The sequence below is a fragment of the Scandinavium sp. genome (assembly GCF_032012665.1).
Lineage (GTDB): Bacteria > Pseudomonadota > Gammaproteobacteria > Enterobacterales > Enterobacteriaceae > Scandinavium.
The window spans coordinates 79,707-94,709 of the sequence record NZ_DALZVG010000019.1 but is presented as its reverse complement, the minus strand read 5'-3'; the positions used below and the strand labels follow the sequence as shown (position 1 = coordinate 94,709).

17 protein-coding genes and 1 riboswitch are annotated in these 15,003 nt (G+C 56.5%); of the genes, 11 read left to right on the top strand and 6 right to left on the bottom strand.

The window, feature by feature from the left end; genetic code table 11:
* Positions 1-314 precede the first annotated feature (314 nt).
* Positions 315-1,904, top strand: coding sequence for a bifunctional phosphoribosylaminoimidazolecarboxamide formyltransferase/IMP cyclohydrolase (gene purH, locus RTU33_RS15455; protein ID WP_312628507.1), 1,590 nt, complete (start codon positions 315-317; stop codon positions 1,902-1,904).
* A gap of 14 nt (positions 1,905-1,918) precedes the next feature.
* Positions 1,919-3,211 carry a phosphoribosylamine--glycine ligase gene (gene purD / locus RTU33_RS15450; protein WP_312628505.1) on the top strand — a complete coding sequence of 431 codons (1,293 nt, stop codon included), beginning with the start codon at positions 1,919-1,921 and terminating at the stop codon, positions 3,209-3,211.
* A gap of 52 nt (positions 3,212-3,263) precedes the next feature.
* On the opposite strand, the gene RTU33_RS15445 is transcribed toward purD, so the two are convergent.
* The 6 genes from RTU33_RS15445 to nudC all read right to left on the bottom strand — a co-directional run bounded on the left by RTU33_RS15445 (position 3,264) and on the right by nudC (position 7,619).
* Entirely contained in the window at positions 3,264-3,956 is a 693-nt protein-coding gene (locus RTU33_RS15445; RefSeq protein WP_312628515.1) for a DUF1481 domain-containing protein, read from the bottom strand.
* Positions 3,957-3,968: 12 nt separating this feature from the next.
* Positions 3,969-4,241 (bottom strand): nucleoid-associated protein HU-alpha, encoded by a 273-nt coding sequence (gene hupA / locus RTU33_RS15440; protein ID WP_006816568.1) that lies wholly within the window; start codon positions 4,239-4,241, stop codon positions 3,969-3,971.
* A gap of 186 nt (positions 4,242-4,427) precedes the next feature.
* Positions 4,428-5,018: a YjaG family protein gene (locus tag RTU33_RS15435; protein ID WP_312628503.1), complete on the bottom strand. Its 591-nt coding sequence runs from the start codon at positions 5,016-5,018 to the stop codon at positions 4,428-4,430.
* A 42-nt stretch (positions 5,019-5,060) separates the two neighbouring features.
* Positions 5,061-5,732, bottom strand: coding sequence for a deoxyribonuclease V (gene nfi / locus RTU33_RS15430; RefSeq protein WP_312628501.1), 672 nt, complete (start codon positions 5,730-5,732; stop codon positions 5,061-5,063).
* 9 nt (positions 5,733-5,741) lie between these two features.
* Positions 5,742-6,806, bottom strand: a complete 1,065-nt coding sequence (hemE, locus tag RTU33_RS15425; protein ID WP_312628500.1) for a uroporphyrinogen decarboxylase — start codon at positions 6,804-6,806, stop codon at positions 5,742-5,744.
* Between the two features lie 39 nt (positions 6,807-6,845).
* On the bottom strand, positions 6,846-7,619 hold the full coding sequence (gene nudC / locus RTU33_RS15420) for an NAD(+) diphosphatase (protein WP_312628499.1): 774 nt from the start codon (positions 7,617-7,619) through the stop codon (positions 6,846-6,848).
* Positions 7,620-7,715: 96 nt separating this feature from the next.
* Here nudC and rsd point away from each other — a divergent pair, with 96 nt between their 5' ends.
* The 9 genes from rsd to RTU33_RS15375 all read left to right on the top strand — a co-directional run bounded on the left by rsd (position 7,716) and on the right by RTU33_RS15375 (position 14,882).
* Positions 7,716-8,219 (top strand): sigma D regulator, encoded by a 504-nt coding sequence (gene rsd, locus RTU33_RS15415; RefSeq protein ID WP_312628498.1) that lies wholly within the window; start codon positions 7,716-7,718, stop codon positions 8,217-8,219.
* Positions 8,220-8,273: 54 nt separating this feature from the next.
* Positions 8,274-8,374: riboswitch (TPP riboswitch) on the top strand.
* An 82-nt stretch (positions 8,375-8,456) separates the two neighbouring features.
* Positions 8,457-10,352 (top strand): phosphomethylpyrimidine synthase ThiC, encoded by a 1,896-nt coding sequence (thiC, locus tag RTU33_RS15410; protein ID WP_312628497.1) that lies wholly within the window; start codon positions 8,457-8,459, stop codon positions 10,350-10,352.
* Complete coding sequence (gene thiE, locus RTU33_RS15405) at positions 10,352-10,993, top strand: thiamine phosphate synthase (RefSeq protein WP_312628496.1); 642 nt, start codon at positions 10,352-10,354, stop codon at positions 10,991-10,993. The genes thiC and thiE overlap by 1 nt, the downstream gene beginning before the upstream one ends.
* Positions 10,980-11,735: a HesA/MoeB/ThiF family protein gene (locus RTU33_RS15400; RefSeq protein ID WP_312628495.1), complete on the top strand. Its 756-nt coding sequence runs from the start codon at positions 10,980-10,982 to the stop codon at positions 11,733-11,735. Before thiE ends, RTU33_RS15400 begins: the two co-directional genes overlap by 14 nt.
* Entirely contained in the window at positions 11,719-11,919 is a 201-nt protein-coding gene (thiS, locus tag RTU33_RS15395) for a sulfur carrier protein ThiS (RefSeq protein WP_312628494.1), read from the top strand. Before RTU33_RS15400 ends, thiS begins: the two co-directional genes overlap by 17 nt.
* Before the next feature lies 1 nt (position 11,920).
* Positions 11,921-12,688, top strand: coding sequence for a thiazole synthase (gene thiG / locus RTU33_RS15390; protein ID WP_312628493.1), 768 nt, complete (start codon positions 11,921-11,923; stop codon positions 12,686-12,688).
* On the top strand, positions 12,688-13,815 hold the full coding sequence (thiH, locus tag RTU33_RS15385) for a 2-iminoacetate synthase ThiH (protein WP_312628492.1): 1,128 nt from the start codon (positions 12,688-12,690) through the stop codon (positions 13,813-13,815). The genes thiG and thiH overlap by 1 nt, the downstream gene beginning before the upstream one ends.
* A gap of 440 nt (positions 13,816-14,255) precedes the next feature.
* Complete coding sequence (locus RTU33_RS15380) at positions 14,256-14,561, top strand: PTS sugar transporter subunit IIB (RefSeq protein ID WP_312628491.1); 306 nt, start codon at positions 14,256-14,258, stop codon at positions 14,559-14,561.
* A 3-nt stretch (positions 14,562-14,564) separates the two neighbouring features.
* A complete protein-coding gene (locus RTU33_RS15375; RefSeq protein WP_312628489.1) occupies positions 14,565-14,882 on the top strand; it encodes a PTS lactose/cellobiose transporter subunit IIA in 318 nt (105 codons plus the stop codon).
* The last annotated feature ends 121 nt before the right edge of the window (positions 14,883-15,003 follow it).

Here is a 15,003-nt window from a genome sequence, read left to right as displayed (position 1 = left end):
TGTTTGTGTGAAGTGATTCACATCCGCCGTGTCGATGGAGGCGCATTATAGGGAGTTCTGAAGGCGCCGCAACACCTAAATGACAGAAAAATGACTGACTGCTGCATTCCACAGCAAAACCCCGCCTTATACCCATTTACACACAGAGTTATCCACAAACCATTAAAAGACCAAAATTGTGCGAGCGTTGCGCAAACGTTTTCGTTACAATGCCCGCGCTAAAACAAGGATGCCCCGTAAGGGGCGTTAGCTGAGTTTTTTCAGTAAAAATTCAGCTAACGCTCTCTGTAATTGTCAAATCCAGGGGATTTACCATGCAACAACGTCGTCCAGTCCGCCGTGCTTTACTCAGCGTTTCTGATAAAGCTGGCATCGTCGAATTCGCACAGGCACTTTCTGCACGTGGCGTAGAGCTGCTTTCAACCGGCGGAACCGCTCGCCTGTTAGCAGAAGAAGGCTTGCCCGTTACTGAAGTTTCCGATTACACCGGTTTTCCGGAAATGATGGATGGACGCGTTAAGACACTGCACCCGAAAGTGCACGGTGGGATCCTCGGTCGCCGCGGCCAGGATGACGGGATCATGGCTCAACATGGGATCGCACCGATCGATATGGTTGTCGTCAACCTTTACCCGTTTGCACAAACCGTCGCGCGTGAAGGTTGCTCTCTGGAAGATGCCGTTGAAAATATCGATATCGGCGGCCCGACCATGGTGCGCTCTGCGGCCAAGAACCATAAAGATGTGGCGATCGTGGTTAAGAGCAGCGATTACCCTTCTATTATTAGCGAGCTGGATGCTAACGAAGGTTCACTCACCCTCGACACCCGCTTCGACCTGGCAATTAAAGCGTTCGAACACACCGCCGCCTACGACAGCATGATCGCCAACTACTTTGGCAGCCTCGTTCCAGCTTATCACGGTGAAACCAAAGAACCTGCCGGTCGCTTCCCGCGTACCCTGAATCTGAACTTCATTAAGAAGCAGGATATGCGCTACGGCGAAAACAGCCACCAGCAGGCTGCCTTCTATATAGAAGAGAACGTGCTGGAAGCTTCCGTGGCCACCGCACAGCAGGTTCAGGGTAAAGCACTTTCCTATAACAACATAGCTGATACCGATGCAGCACTTGAGTGCGTCAAAGAGTTCAGCGAACCGGCCTGCGTCATCGTCAAGCACGCTAACCCTTGCGGCGTGGCTGTCAGCAACACGATTCTCGATGCCTACGATCGTGCTTACAAAACCGATCCAACCTCTGCTTTCGGCGGGATCATCGCCTTCAACCGCGAACTGGATGCCGAAACCGCACAAGCGATCGTTTCTCGCCAGTTTGTTGAAGTCATTATTGCACCGTCGGCTTCTGAAGAAGCGTTGAAGATCACCGCCACCAAGCAGAACGTCCGCGTGCTGACCTGCGGCCAATGGGATGCTCGCATTGCGGGCCTCGACTTCAAACGCGTAAACGGCGGCCTGCTGGTTCAGGACCGCGATTTGGGCATGGTCACTTCCGGCGAACTGCGCGTTGTCAGCCAGCGCCAGCCAACGGAGCAGGAACTGCGTGATGCGCTGTTCTGTTGGAAAGTGGCGAAATTCGTGAAATCGAACGCCATCGTGTATGCCAAAGAGAACATGACTATTGGCATAGGTGCAGGCCAGATGAGCCGCGTGTATTCCGCCAAAATCGCTGGTATCAAAGCCGCCGACGAAGGTCTGGAAGTAAAAGGTTCGGCGATGGCGTCAGACGCCTTCTTCCCGTTCCGCGATGGTATTGATGCCGCAGCTGCCGTCGGCGTGACCTGCGTGATTCAGCCTGGCGGCTCCATTCGCGATGAAGAAGTCATTGCCGCGGCCGACGAGCACGGCATTGCCATGATCTTCACCGACATGCGCCACTTCCGCCATTAATTCCGGAGCTTAGAATGAAAGTTTTAGTGATTGGTAACGGCGGGCGCGAGCACGCGCTGGCCTGGAAAGCGGCCCAGTCGCCGCTGGTTGATACGGTATTTGTTGCTCCGGGCAACGCGGGAACGGCGCTTGAGCCGACGCTGCAAAACGTCGCTATCAGCGCAACCGACATTCCTGCGCTGCTCAACTTCGCCAAAAGTGAAGACATTGGCCTGACCATCGTTGGGCCAGAAGCACCACTGGTGATTGGCGTGGTGGATGCCTTCCGCGAAGCGGGCCTGACCATATTCGGTCCGACTCAGGGTGCGGCACAACTCGAAGGATCCAAGGCCTTCACTAAGGATTTTCTGGCGCGCCATAATATCCCAACCGCTTGGTATCAGAATTTTACCGAAGTCGAACCTGCACTGGCTTATCTGCGCGAAAAAGGCGCACCGATTGTTATTAAAGCCGACGGTCTGGCTGCGGGTAAAGGCGTGATTGTCGCGATGACGCTCGAAGAAGCCGAAGCCACCGTGCACGACATGCTGGCGGGTAACGCCTTTGGCGACGCAGGCCACCGTATCGTGATTGAAGAGTTTCTTGAAGGCGAAGAGGCCAGCTTTATCGTCATGGTTGACGGCGAAAACGTGCTGCCGATGGCCACCAGCCAGGATCACAAGCGCGTGGGCGATGGCGATACCGGCCCAAACACCGGCGGCATGGGCGCGTATTCTCCTGCTCCAGTCGTCACCGACGAAGTCCATCAACGCACCATGGATCGCGTCATTTGGCCAACCGTTCGCGGGATGGCGGCAGAAGGTAATACCTATACCGGCTTCCTGTATGCCGGATTGATGATCGACAAAGCGGGCAATCCGAAGGTTATCGAGTTTAACTGCCGCTTTGGCGATCCGGAAACGCAGCCGATCATGCTGCGCCTGCAGTCTGACCTTGTGGAACTCTGCCTTGCGGCCTGCGAAGGCAAGCTTGACGAGAAAACCTCCCGCTGGGATCCGCGTCCGTCTCTGGGCGTGGTGATGGCCGCCGGCGGCTATCCGGGAAGCTACAACACCGGAGATGAAATCCACGGCCTGCCGCTGGAAGAAGTAGAGAACGGGAAAGTGTTCCAGGCCGGGACAACGCTCTCCGAAGACGATCGCGTACTGACCAACGGTGGCCGCGTACTGTGCGTGACGGCACTGGGTGAAACAGTAGCCGAAGCGCAGAAACGCGCGTATGCCTTAATGGCCGATATTCACTGGCATGGCAGCTTCAGCCGAAACGATATTGGTTATCGCGCGATTGCGCGTGAGCAAGGGAAGTAATTCGTCATTGCCCGGCGGCGCGATGCTTGCCGGGCCTGGGCTTTTCTGTCCGTTAAAAGGTTTTCTCTTTCGGCTGCCAGGTGCAGAAATCTTCATTTGCCACCAATAGCAGCTGTGACCCTTCCGGCGCTTCCAGCCACGCCACGCTGACTTCTACCGAAGAGTGATTCTGACGTCGTTCGATGTGATTAATCGCGCGAGCTTCTAAATCGGGCTTCATCGTCTCGCCTTCACAGGTCGTTACGGTATGATTTGCATGCCAGCGTCCCTGTCGCAGCACCACACGCCCCTGACGCAGCGCATCGCTGGTCTGACGGATTTGCTGCGCCTGATAGCGGTACAGCGCTATCTGGTCGTTAGAGAGCTGCTGCTTCTGTCCGTCGACTTCACGCTGCATAAAGCTGAGCTCGCCATGGTCATCAAAACGCACGCGAACGTGTTCTGGCGGTTTACCGTAGATATTGAGTTCAATCAGAGAAAGCGTATCGCCCTGCCAGCGGTATTCGCTGGTTGAGGTGTTCCCGCTGCGCCACGGGCTGAAGGCCGCAAGCAGGTGAGTTTCGTTATCGGAATCTTTGCGCCAGATGCGCACCGCGCCCTGGTTATCGGCATAGCCGCTGGCAGTAAAAGGGGGTAATGCAGAGTTGTGGCTACAGGCGGTGAGCAACAGCACACCGGCCAGCGCCAGCGAACGGCGCCAGACGGACAAAAGGGGCGAAACCGCCCCTTCGATAAAACTGTTCACCGGCACGCGGTCTTACTTAACGGCGTCTTTCAGTGCTTTACCAGAAACAAAAGCCGGCACGTTAGCCGCGGCGATTTTGATTTCTTTACCGGTCTGCGGGTTGCGGCCAGTACGCTCAGCGCGGTGGTTCACTTTGAAGGTACCGAAACCAACCAGTTGTACAGCATCACCTTCTTTCAGAGACTCAGTAATTGCAGCCAGAGTAGATTCCAGGGCAGATTTAGCCTGTGCTTTAGACAGGTCAGCCTTGTCCGCAATTACATCAATCAGTTGAGTCTTGTTCATATGTTATCCTTACAATGTGTTTATCGCTTGCTAAGCATCGAGTGCGACGGAAATGCCTGAAAAGCACTCTCCTGCATACACGCACCGATAGCCACTTTTTTTCGCCTTCCAAATGTAGACCAGACGGGGGGCAGATGTGAAGCCTTCAGGCACGACAATTCGGACTGAATATCACGTTTTGTGGCTTCATTGCTGAAAATTTATACCGATATTGCTCTCGCCCGCCTCGCGGAGGTCTGCCCGCAGCCCTTTTATTAGTTCAATATCGCGTTCTTCACAGTCGGCCAGAAGTCGGAATATTTCCCATTGGATGTCCCATTCCTGCTCTACCGCTGGGTTCTCTTTCAGCTCTTCATCCGTCATTTCGCGGCCCGCCTGAGTCATTTCCAGCATCGCGACGGTAGTGATGGAGGTCTTGCTGACTTCGATCGCGTGTTCCAGCGTTTCGCCACTCAAACGTGAGTGCATCAGCTCGCTCAGCGCCACGCAGGCGTCAATGGCCGGATAAACGCCGTACATGTCGAAATCTTCCGCGACGGGGATCGCTTCCTCGAACTTCTCAAGCTGGCTGTCGAAGTTGACTTTGGCATCCTTCACCGTCAGCGTTTCCCAAATCAGATCGAGAATACGGCGATAAAGCTGCCCATCAGCAAATTCGGTCTGCTGGCAGAACATAGCGTAGTTCGGATACATACGCTCGCACAGGCAAGCCATAAAGGTCACGTGCTGCCAGCTTTCCAGCTTCTCGAGGCGCAGATGGATCGGGTTTTGTAACATGATGAATTCTCGAATACGTTAATGGGCGGCAGTTTACCTGAATCAGGGCTGAATTGCTTGCCAGCGCAGGAAGGCGGGCCGACGGGATGCCACTGCATCTGCCCAACGGGTGGGTTCCGGCAGACGGTAGCCGCGAGTACAGCGCTGAACCCAGGCCAGTGCGCTGTCCTGACTCACGCGATACCCGGTGGCGATAAACAGTGGGTTACAGCGCGCTTTGCTCCGCCATACCCAGCCGAGCTGCTCCTGCTTGTCGACGAGCGGCGCCAGCGCGCCCGGATCGGGAGACAGCGGCTCGAACTTGCCGCACAGGCGCTTTTTCGCCACGCCGATAGTCGGCACGTCCACCAGTAGGCCAAAATGGCTGGCGACGCCGAGCCGCCGCGGGTGGGAAATGCCGTGGCCATCGACGAAAAGCAGATCGGGTTTACGGGAAAGCTGCTCCCACGCTGCCAGCAGCGCGGGATATTCGCGGAATGACAGAAAACCGGGGATATAGGGCATGGTGGTGGGAATACGCGCAATCTGGTATTCCACCAGCTCCAGTTCAGGCCAGGTCAGCAACACCATCGCGGCGCGCGTGACTTCGCCGCCCTCTTCGAAGCCGACATCCGCCCCACCGATCAACGTCGGCGGATCGACCAGAAAGCGATCCTCGCGGATCACCGATGAAGCCAGTGCTTTTTGTTGTTCCCGAAGCTCCGCCAGATCCATGGTATTTCCTTATTGATGATACTGAGCTGACAAACGGTGTACGGCTTCAACAAACGCGCCCGCATGTTCTGGCGGCACATCCTGATGAATACCGTGGCCCAGGTTAAAGACGTGCCCCTCGCCCTGACCGAAACCAGCCAGAATGGTCGCCACTTCTTCCTCAATGCGCGCGGGTTGTGCGTACAGCATAGACGGATCCATGTTGCCCTGAAGCGCCACTTTGTCACCCACGCGACGGCGCGCATCGGCAATATCTGTTGTCCAGTCCAGGCCCAGCGCGTCGCAGCCTGTAGCCGCCATCGCCTCCAGCCACTGCCCGCCGCCTTTGGTAAACAGCGTCACCGGCACGCGGCGTCCTTCGTTTTCACGCAGCAGGCCATCGATAATCTTGTGCATGTAGTAGAGAGAGAACTGCTGGTAGTCACGCCCGGTCAGCACGCCACCCCAGGTGTCGAAAATCATGACCGACTGCGCGCCCGCGCGGATCTGCGCGTTCAGGTACAGCGTGACGCTCTTCGCCAGCTTATCCAGCAGCAGATGCAGCGCCTGCGGATCGGCGTACATCATCTTCTTAATAACGGTGAACGCTTTGCTGCTACCACCTTCGACCATATAAGTTGCCAGCGTCCACGGACTGCCGGAGAAGCCAATCAGCGGGACCTCGCCTTTGAGTTCGCGGCGAATGGTACGCACTGCGTTCATCACGTAGCCCAGCTCCTGTTCCGGATCGGGAACGGGCAGCTTTTCGATATCAGCTTTGGTTTTCAGCACCGAGGTGAACCGCGGGCCTTCACCGGCCTCGAAATAGAGCCCAAGCCCCATTGCGTCGGGAATGGTCAGAATGTCCGAAAAGAGGATCGCCGCATCCAGCGGGTAGCGACGCAGCGGCTGCAGAGTCACTTCACAGGCCAGCTCCGCATTTTTGCACAGTGACATAAAATCCCCCGCCTGCGCACGCGTAGCTTTGTACTCCGGCAAATAGCGGCCTGCCTGTCTCATCATCCAGACAGGTGTAATATCAACAGGCTGGCGCAGCAGCGCACGCAGATAACGATCGTTTTTCAGTTCGGTCATATTTGCAGTTCCTTTATGCATTATGCGGGGAGTGTACCATCACTCGTCATCTGCCCGACACATCGCCACGGTGTCTTCAATCAAACGCCGTGCCACGGTGCCCGGCGGCGGAAGCAGCGGCAGGTTATCGTAGCGATACCAGTTAGCGTCCAGTAATTCTTTCGGATCGATGACAATCTCTCCGCTGTCATAATCTGCCATAAACGCGGTCATCAGCGACTGGGGGAAAGGCCATGGCTGTGAGGTGATGTAACGAAGGTTTTTTACGCGGATGCCGCTCTCCTCCATCACTTCGCGGGCCACCGCCTGCTCCAGCGTTTCGCCCACTTCAACAAAACCTGCCAGCACGGTATAAACGCCGTTGCGATGGCGGGTATGCTGTGCCAGCAGGATGGAGTCATCACGCCGAATGGCGACGATAATGCACGGTGCGATTTGCGGGTAATAGCGTTCGCGGCAATGGCTGCACAGCATTGCCCATTCGGTTTTGCTCGGATGCATGGTGTGGCCGCAATAGCCGCAGAATTTATGCGAACGGTAAAACTCCGCCAGTTGGACGCCACGCCCGGCTAGCTGGAACAGGCCGACGTCCTGATCCAGGACCTGGCGAACCGTGCCCATCTCCTGGCAGCGCGCCTGTTGAACCAGCCAGACGGGAGCGCCTTCCCACTCACCAATTTGCATGGCTGGCAGGCCGACAAGATCGAAATTCTCTGCCGTCCCACACGGTATTTCTCCACCGGGCAGCCATAATTTCTGTTCGTGACTGACTATCCACCAACCGCTGTCTAATTTTTCAATAATACGATCCATATCTATTGCACTACCTTCGCTTCACTGGCACTTTGTTAACAGTGTTTTTACATTTTTGGGTGAGCCGTTTTTACTCTTTTAAAGTCGGAGTCCATCATGCTAAACCAGTTAGAAAGCCTGACAGAGCGCGTTGGCGGCAGCCATCATCTTGTCGATCAGTGGCTACAGGTGCGTAAGCAGTTGATCGTCGCCTATTACAATCTGGTTGGCATTAAGCCTGGCAAAGGATCGTATATGCGCCTCAACGAAAAAGCCCTCGACGATTTTTGCCAGCGTCTGGTGGATTATCTCTCCGCCGGTCACTTCAGTATTTATGAACGCATTGTCGGCGAATTGGAAGGCGAAAACCCACTTTTGGCGGCAACAAAGCTCTATCCGCAGCTTGAAGGCAACACCCAACAGATCATGGATCTGTATGATTCCAGCCTGGAAACTGCCATCGACGATGATAACTGCATGGAGTTTCAACAGGCGTTATCCGCCCTTGGCGAAGCGCTGGCCGCGCGCTTTACGCTGGAAGACAGCCTGATTGCGCTGGCGCTGGACAGCAAATTTAACGGCGGCGCGAACGACGAAAATCAGATCGCGCGTCCGGCTTGAGTTCTTAAGCGTTAACGAGTAATTTACAACCTTCACCTCGCCTGTGGGCGGGGTTTTATCTTGTCGGAGTGCCCATTTGGGCTGAGACCGTTAATTCGGGATCCGCGGAACCTGATCAGGCTAATACCTGCGAAGGGAACAAGAGTCAACCTGCTGTTACATCGCCATAAAGGCGATGTCTCCTCTTGCTTCATCCGTCGTCTGACAAGCCATATCCTTACTTTACTGGAATGTGCTATGTCTACTACCAAACTGACCCGCCGCGAACAGCGCGCACAGGCTCAACGCTTTATCGACACGCTGGAAGGCACCGCGTTTCCTAACTCACAGCGTATCTATCTTCAGGGCTCGCAGGACGATATTCGCGTCCCAATGCGCGAAATTCAGCTAAGCCCAACGCTCATCGGCGGCACCAAAGAGAATCCACAGTTCGAACAAAACGAAGCTGTGCCGGTGTACGACACCTCCGGCCCGTATGGCGATCCGTCGATAAAAATTAACGTCCAGCTCGGCCTGGAAAAGCTACGCCAGCCATGGATTGACGCCCGCAACGACAGCGAACCGCTGGATGAGAGAAGCTCAGCGTACACCAAAGAGCGCCTGGCCGACGACGGCCTCGACGAGCTGCGCTTCAGCGGATTGTTAACGCCCAAACGCGCTAAGTCCGGTAAATGCGTGACCCAGCTGCATTACGCCCGCCAGGGCATCGTGACGCCGGAAATGGAGTTCATCGCCATTCGCGAAAACATGGGGCGTGAGCGGATTCGCGGTGAAGTCTTACGCCACCAGCATCCGGGAGAAGGTTTCGGCGCGCGTTTGCCGGAAAATATCACCCCGGAATTTGTGCGCGATGAAGTGGCCGCCGGCCGCGCCATCATCCCGGCAAACATCAACCACCCGGAATCCGAGCCGATGATCATTGGCCGCAATTTCCTCGTCAAGGTGAACGCCAACATCGGCAACTCGGCGGTGACCTCCTCCATCGAAGAGGAAGTGGAGAAGCTGGTGTGGTCAACGCGCTGGGGCGCGGATACGGTGATGGACTTATCAACGGGGCGCTACATCCACGAAACCCGCGAGTGGATCCTGCGCAACAGCCCGGTTCCGATCGGCACCGTGCCGATCTATCAGGCGCTGGAGAAGGTTAACGGGATCGCCGAAGATCTGACGTGGGAAGCCTTCCGGGATACTTTACTGGAACAAGCCGAACAGGGCGTCGACTACTTCACCATTCACGCTGGCGTGCTGCTGCGCTACGTGCCGATGACGGCCAAACGCCTGACGGGCATTGTTTCCCGCGGCGGCTCCATTATGGCGAAGTGGTGCCTGTCGCATCATCAGGAAAACTTCCTTTATCAGCACTTCCGCGAGATCTGCGAAATCTGCGCCGCCTACGACGTTTCCCTCTCTCTTGGCGACGGACTGCGTCCGGGCTCGATTCAGGATGCCAATGACGAAGCGCAGTTTGCCGAACTGCACACGCTCGGCGAGCTGACCAAAATTGCCTGGGAGTACGACGTGCAGGTGATGATTGAAGGTCCGGGCCATGTGCCGATGCAGATGATTCGCCGCAACATGACCGAAGAACTGGAGCACTGCCACGAAGCACCGTTCTACACGCTTGGGCCGCTGACCACGGATATCGCACCGGGTTATGACCACTTCACTTCCGGCATTGGCGCGGCAATGATCGGCTGGTTTGGCTGCGCGATGCTCTGCTACGTTACGCCAAAAGAGCATCTCGGCCTGCCGAATAAAGAAGACGTTAAGCAAGGGCTTATCACCTATAAGATTGCCGCCCACGCCGCGGATCTGGCAAAAGGTCATCCCGGCGCGCAAATCCGTGATAACGCTATGTCAAAAGCACGCTTTGAATTCCGCTGGGAAGATCAGTTCAACCTGGCGCTCGACCCCTTCACCGCCCGCGCATATCACGATGAAACCCTGCCGCAGGAATCCGGAAAAGTAGCCCACTTCTGCTCAATGTGCGGCCCCAAATTCTGCTCGATGAAAATCTCTCAGGAAGTCCGCGACTACGCGGCGGCACAGACCATTGAAGTCGGCATGGCGGATATGTCAGAGAACTTCCGCGCCAAAGGCGGCGAAATCTATCTGCGCAGGGAGGAAGCCTGATGTATCAGCCCGATTTCCCGACGGTGCCACACCGTCTCGGCCTTTACCCGGTGGTCGATAGCGTGGAGTGGATCAAACGCCTGCTTGAAGCAGGCGTGCGCACTCTTCAGCTGCGCATTAAAGATAAGCACGATGAGGAAGTGGAGGCGGACGTTATCGCCGCCATCGCTTTGGGCCGTCGCTATCGCGCCCGGTTATTTATCAACGATTACTGGCGGCTGGCGATTAAGCATAAGGCCTACGGCGTGCATCTGGGCCAGGAGGATCTGGAAGTGACGGATCTGGACGCCATTCGCCAGGCGGGTTTACGGCTTGGCCTCTCCACGCACGACGATATGGAAATCGACGTGGCGCTGGCTGCAAGGCCGTCCTATATCGCTCTGGGTCACGTTTTTCCAACGCAGACCAAGCAGATGCCGTCAGCGCCGCAAGGGCTGATGCAGCTTACCGCGCATATTGAACGGCTGAAAGATTACCCGACGGTAGCCATTGGCGGCATCAGCCTTGCGCGCGCGCCGTCCGTTCTGGCAACGGGGGTTGGGAGCATTGCAGTGGTCAGCGCGATAACCGAAGCGCCGGACTGGCAAATCGCCACGGCTCAGCTGCTTGAGATGGCGGGAGCGGGCGATGAACGATCGTGACTTTATGCGCTACAGCCGCCAGATCCTGCTGGAAGATATTGCCATCGACGGCCAGCAGAAGCTGCTCGCCAGCCGGGTGCTGATCGTTGGGCTGGGCGGTTTAGGTTCGCCCGCTACGCTGTACCTCGCGGGCGCAGGAATCGGCACGCTGGTGCTGGCAGACGATGACCACGTGCATATCAGCAATTTGCAGCGCCAGATCCTGTTCAGCGTTGACGATATTGATCGGCCGAAAGCGGAGATAACGAAGCAGCGGCTGGCTCAGCTCAATCCGGATATTCAGCTGATCGCACTAAACCAGCGCCTCGAAGGCGAGGAGCTTCATAAGCAAGTCGTGCAGGCCGATGTGGTACTCGACTGTACCGACACGATGGCGAGTCGTCAGGCCATAAATGCCGCCTGCGTGAAACACGGCACGCCGCTGATAACCGCCAGCGCCGTCGGATTTGGCGGACAGCTGATGACCCTTGCACCACCGTTCACGCATGGCTGCTACCGCTGCCTCTGGCCCGAAGAGCAGGAGCCTGAGCGCAACTGCCGTACCGCAGGGATCGTGGGGCCGGTCGTCGGCGTAATGGGCACGCTGCAGGCACTGGAAGCCATCAAGCTGCTGAGCGGTATGAGCGTCGCACAGGATTCACTGCGCCTGTTCGACGCCCGTTCCGGTAACTGGCGCACATTAATCAGAACACGCGTGCCCGGTTGCTCCGTCTGCGGAGGAAGCCATGCAGATCCTCGTTAATGACGACCGCGTTGATTGCGAAGCGGGAGAACCTTTGGCTGCGCTGCTTTCCCGGCTCGGCTGGGCTCAGCCCGGCGTCGCGCTGGCGCTTAATCAGCAGATAGTGCCCCAGGCTCAATGGGCAGAAACCCTTTTACAGGATGGCGATAGTCTCCTGGTTTTTCAGGCGATTGCCGGAGGCTGACATGCTACGTATTGCCGACAAAACATTTGAATCACGCCTGTTCACGGGCACGGGGAAATTTTCCTCACCGGAACTGATGGTCGACGCCATCAAGGCTTCGGGTAGCCAGCTGGTCACGCTGGCGATGAAGCGCATCGATTTACGCCAGCGCAATGATGCCCTGCTTCAGCCCCTGCTTGCGGCAGGCGTCTCACTGCTGCCCAACACGTCTGGCGCAAAAACGGCGGAAGAAGCGGCGTTTGCCGCCAGGCTTGCGCGGGAAGCGCTCGGCACGCACTGGGTCAAACTGGAAATTCACCCTGACGCACGCTGGCTGCTGCCCGATCCGATTGAAACGCTCAAGGCCGCAGAGCTGCTGGTAAAAGAAGGGTTTGTGGTGCTGCCTTACTGCGGCGCAGATCCGGTTCTCTGCAAGAGGCTGGAAGAAGTGGGCTGTGCGGCGGTGATGCCGCTCGGTGCGCCTATCGGCTCTAATCAGGGCCTGGAAACTCGCGCCATGCTGGAGATCATCATCGCCCAGGCAACGGTACCCGTTGTCGTGGATGCCGGAATTGGCGTCCCGAGCCACGCCGCACAGGCCCTGGAAATGGGCGCCGATGCGGTGCTGGTCAATACCGCAATTGCGGTCGCAGATTCTCCCGTCAACATGGCCCGTGCCTTTTGCCTTGCCGTTGAGGCCGGGGTTCTGGCCCGCCGGGCAGGCCCTGGAGCGACAAGCAAACAGGCACAAGCCACCAGCCCGCTAACCGGTTTCCTGGAGGTGCTGTGATGGCTGTTTTCACGGAACGCTGGCAGCAACTGAACTGGGACGATATACGCCTGCGGATCCACAGCAAAACCGCAGCCGATGTGGAGCGGGCGCTGGCGGCGCCATCGCTTAGCCGCGATGATTTCATGGCATTAATTTCGCCCGCCGCAGATGCCTTTCTGGAGCCGCTGGCGCAGCGGGCACAGCAGCTGACCCGCCAGCGCTTCGGACATACGGTCAGCTTCTACGTCCCGCTGTACCTCTCTAACCTTTGTGCGAACGACTGCACCTATTGCGGTTTCTCCATGAGCAACCGCATTCGGCGGAAAACGCTGGATGCCCAGGAAATCCAGCGGGAGTGTGAAGCTATTCGGGCGCTCGGGTTTGAGCATCTGCTGCTGGTCACCGGTGAGCATCAGAGCAAAGTGGGCACGGACTACTTTCGTCGTCATCTGCCCGCTATTCGTCGCCAGTTTTCCTCATTGCAGATGGAAGTTCAGCCTCTCTCGCAGGCCGAATATGCAGAACTGAAATCGCTCGGCCTTGACGGCGTGATGGTTTACCAGGAGACGTACCATCAGGCGATGTACGCCCGGCACCATCTGAAAGGTAATAAGCAGGATTTCATCTGGCGACTGGAGACGCCGGACAGGCTGGGAAAAGCGGGTATCGATAAAATCGGCCTGGGTGCGCTCAGCGGGCTTTCCGACAGCTGGCGGGTGGACAGCTATATGGTTGCGGAACATTTACTGTGGCTGCAAAAGCATTACTGGCAAAGCCGGTTTTCCATTTCATTCCCACGCCTGCGCCCATGTGCAGGCGGCGTGGAGCCTGCTTCGATCATGGATGAGCGCCAGCTCGTGCAAACGATTTGTGCCTTCAGGTTACTGTCGCCAGAGAGTGAGCTGTCGCTGTCGACGCGGGAGTCTCCGCAGTTTCGTGATCGGGTGATTCCCATTGCGATTAACAACGTCAGCGCGTTCTCAAAAACGCAGCCCGGCGGCTATGCGGACGAGCGCCCGGAGCTGGAGCAGTTTGTGCCGCACGATGCTCGTCGTCCTCAGGAGGTTGCACAGGCTCTCATCGCCAGCGGATTGCAGCCGGTATGGAAAGACTGGGACAGCTGGCTGGGGCGCTCCTCGCAATAATCTGTAAGCGTTACATTCCGGAAAAGGAAGGGCTGAAAGGTGCTCGCAAAGCCGGGCACTGCTCATTGTTGGGGATCGTGATTTTCCCTACGCTACTCTGGTCAGCACGGAGCGCTGACCAGGGCGGCTGTTTCTTCCTCTCCCGCCCTGCCTTCTGCCCTTGCAGAAGTAATGATATTCGCAACAGGACTGCATTGTGGTGGCATGGGGCTTTGCGCTGGCAGCGATTCTGATTGCGCTGTTCAGGCTTTGTCTGCGCCACGCTTCCCTCTCTTTTAGCCCGGCAGCGTGGGCTTTTTTGACCTGCCCAGTCAAACTGTAACCGGTTTCATTTTTTTGGGGCTATCTTTGTGATGCCTTACACACAATCGCGGTAAAGCGGTTGTTGAATCCGACGTCACGCGATAAAGATTAGGCATCAAGGACCATGAGGGCGAGTTATGAAGAACATTGTTTTATGCTGTGCAGCAGGCATGTCCACCAGCATGCTGGTTCAACGTATGAAAGACGCCGCACAAAAGAAAGGCGTTGAAGTCTCTATCAAAGCTGTTCCTGTTGCAGAATTCAAAGACAACCTCGATGCCGCAGATATCGTTCTGCTGGGGCCACAGGTGAAATATGAGCTGGGTAAACTCCAGGCGCAGGCCGAACCGCTGGGCAAGAAAGTCGCGGTTATCGATATGATGGATTACGGCATGATGAAAGGTGATGTCGTTCTTGAGAAAGCCCTCAAGCTGATGGAGTGAGACGTGGAAGATTTAGAATCAATTATCATGGAGCTGCTGGTTAACGCTGGCGCCGCACGCAGTTCTGCTTTAACAGCCCTGCAGCTTGCGCGTAAAGGTGACTTTGCAGGCGCAGAACAGGCCATGGCAGAGTCGCGCGAATTTGTGAAACATGCGCACACTATTCAGACCCAGCTAATCGGTCTTGATGAAGGCACAGGCAAACTGCCGGTCAACCTGATCACCGTTCACTCCCAGGATCACCTGATGAACGCAATGGTCATTCAGGATCTGGCGGGCGATATGATTGAACTCTATCGTCGTCTGCCATTAGTGAACTAAAAATAACGCTATCTCAGTCATACTGAATGCCCGCTAAACGCGGGCATTTTTGTTTTTTTGACCAAACAGCAGATATAAAAAAACCCGCCGAAGCGGGTTTTTACTGTCGAGTGGCACTTTG

Bases quoted from the DNA above. Each gene is read 5' to 3' on its own strand.
- purH (WP_312628507.1), top strand. From the start codon at position 315: ATGCAACAACGTCGTCCAGTCCGCCGTGCTTTACTCAGCGTTTCTGAT.
- purD (WP_312628505.1), top strand. From the start codon at position 1,919: ATGAAAGTTTTAGTGATTGGTAACGGCGGGCGCGAGCACGCGCTGGCC.
- hupA (WP_006816568.1), bottom strand. From the start codon at position 4,241: ATGAACAAGACTCAACTGATTGATGTAATTGCGGACAAGGCTGACCTG.
- RTU33_RS15435 (WP_312628503.1), bottom strand. From the start codon at position 5,018: ATGTTACAAAACCCGATCCATCTGCGCCTCGAGAAGCTGGAAAGCTGG.
- nfi (WP_312628501.1), bottom strand. From the start codon at position 5,732: ATGGATCTGGCGGAGCTTCGGGAACAACAAAAAGCACTGGCTTCATCG.
- hemE (WP_312628500.1), bottom strand. From the start codon at position 6,806: ATGACCGAACTGAAAAACGATCGTTATCTGCGTGCGCTGCTGCGCCAG.
- nudC (WP_312628499.1), bottom strand. From the start codon at position 7,619: ATGGATCGTATTATTGAAAAATTAGACAGCGGTTGGTGGATAGTCAGT.
- rsd (WP_312628498.1), top strand. From the start codon at position 7,716: ATGCTAAACCAGTTAGAAAGCCTGACAGAGCGCGTTGGCGGCAGCCAT.
- thiC (WP_312628497.1), top strand. From the start codon at position 8,457: ATGTCTACTACCAAACTGACCCGCCGCGAACAGCGCGCACAGGCTCAA.
- thiE (WP_312628496.1), top strand. From the start codon at position 10,352: ATGTATCAGCCCGATTTCCCGACGGTGCCACACCGTCTCGGCCTTTAC.
- RTU33_RS15400 (WP_312628495.1), top strand. From the start codon at position 10,980: ATGAACGATCGTGACTTTATGCGCTACAGCCGCCAGATCCTGCTGGAA.
- thiS (WP_312628494.1), top strand. From the start codon at position 11,719: ATGCAGATCCTCGTTAATGACGACCGCGTTGATTGCGAAGCGGGAGAA.
- thiG (WP_312628493.1), top strand. From the start codon at position 11,921: ATGCTACGTATTGCCGACAAAACATTTGAATCACGCCTGTTCACGGGC.
- thiH (WP_312628492.1), top strand. From the start codon at position 12,688: ATGGCTGTTTTCACGGAACGCTGGCAGCAACTGAACTGGGACGATATA.
- RTU33_RS15380 (WP_312628491.1), top strand. From the start codon at position 14,256: ATGAAGAACATTGTTTTATGCTGTGCAGCAGGCATGTCCACCAGCATG.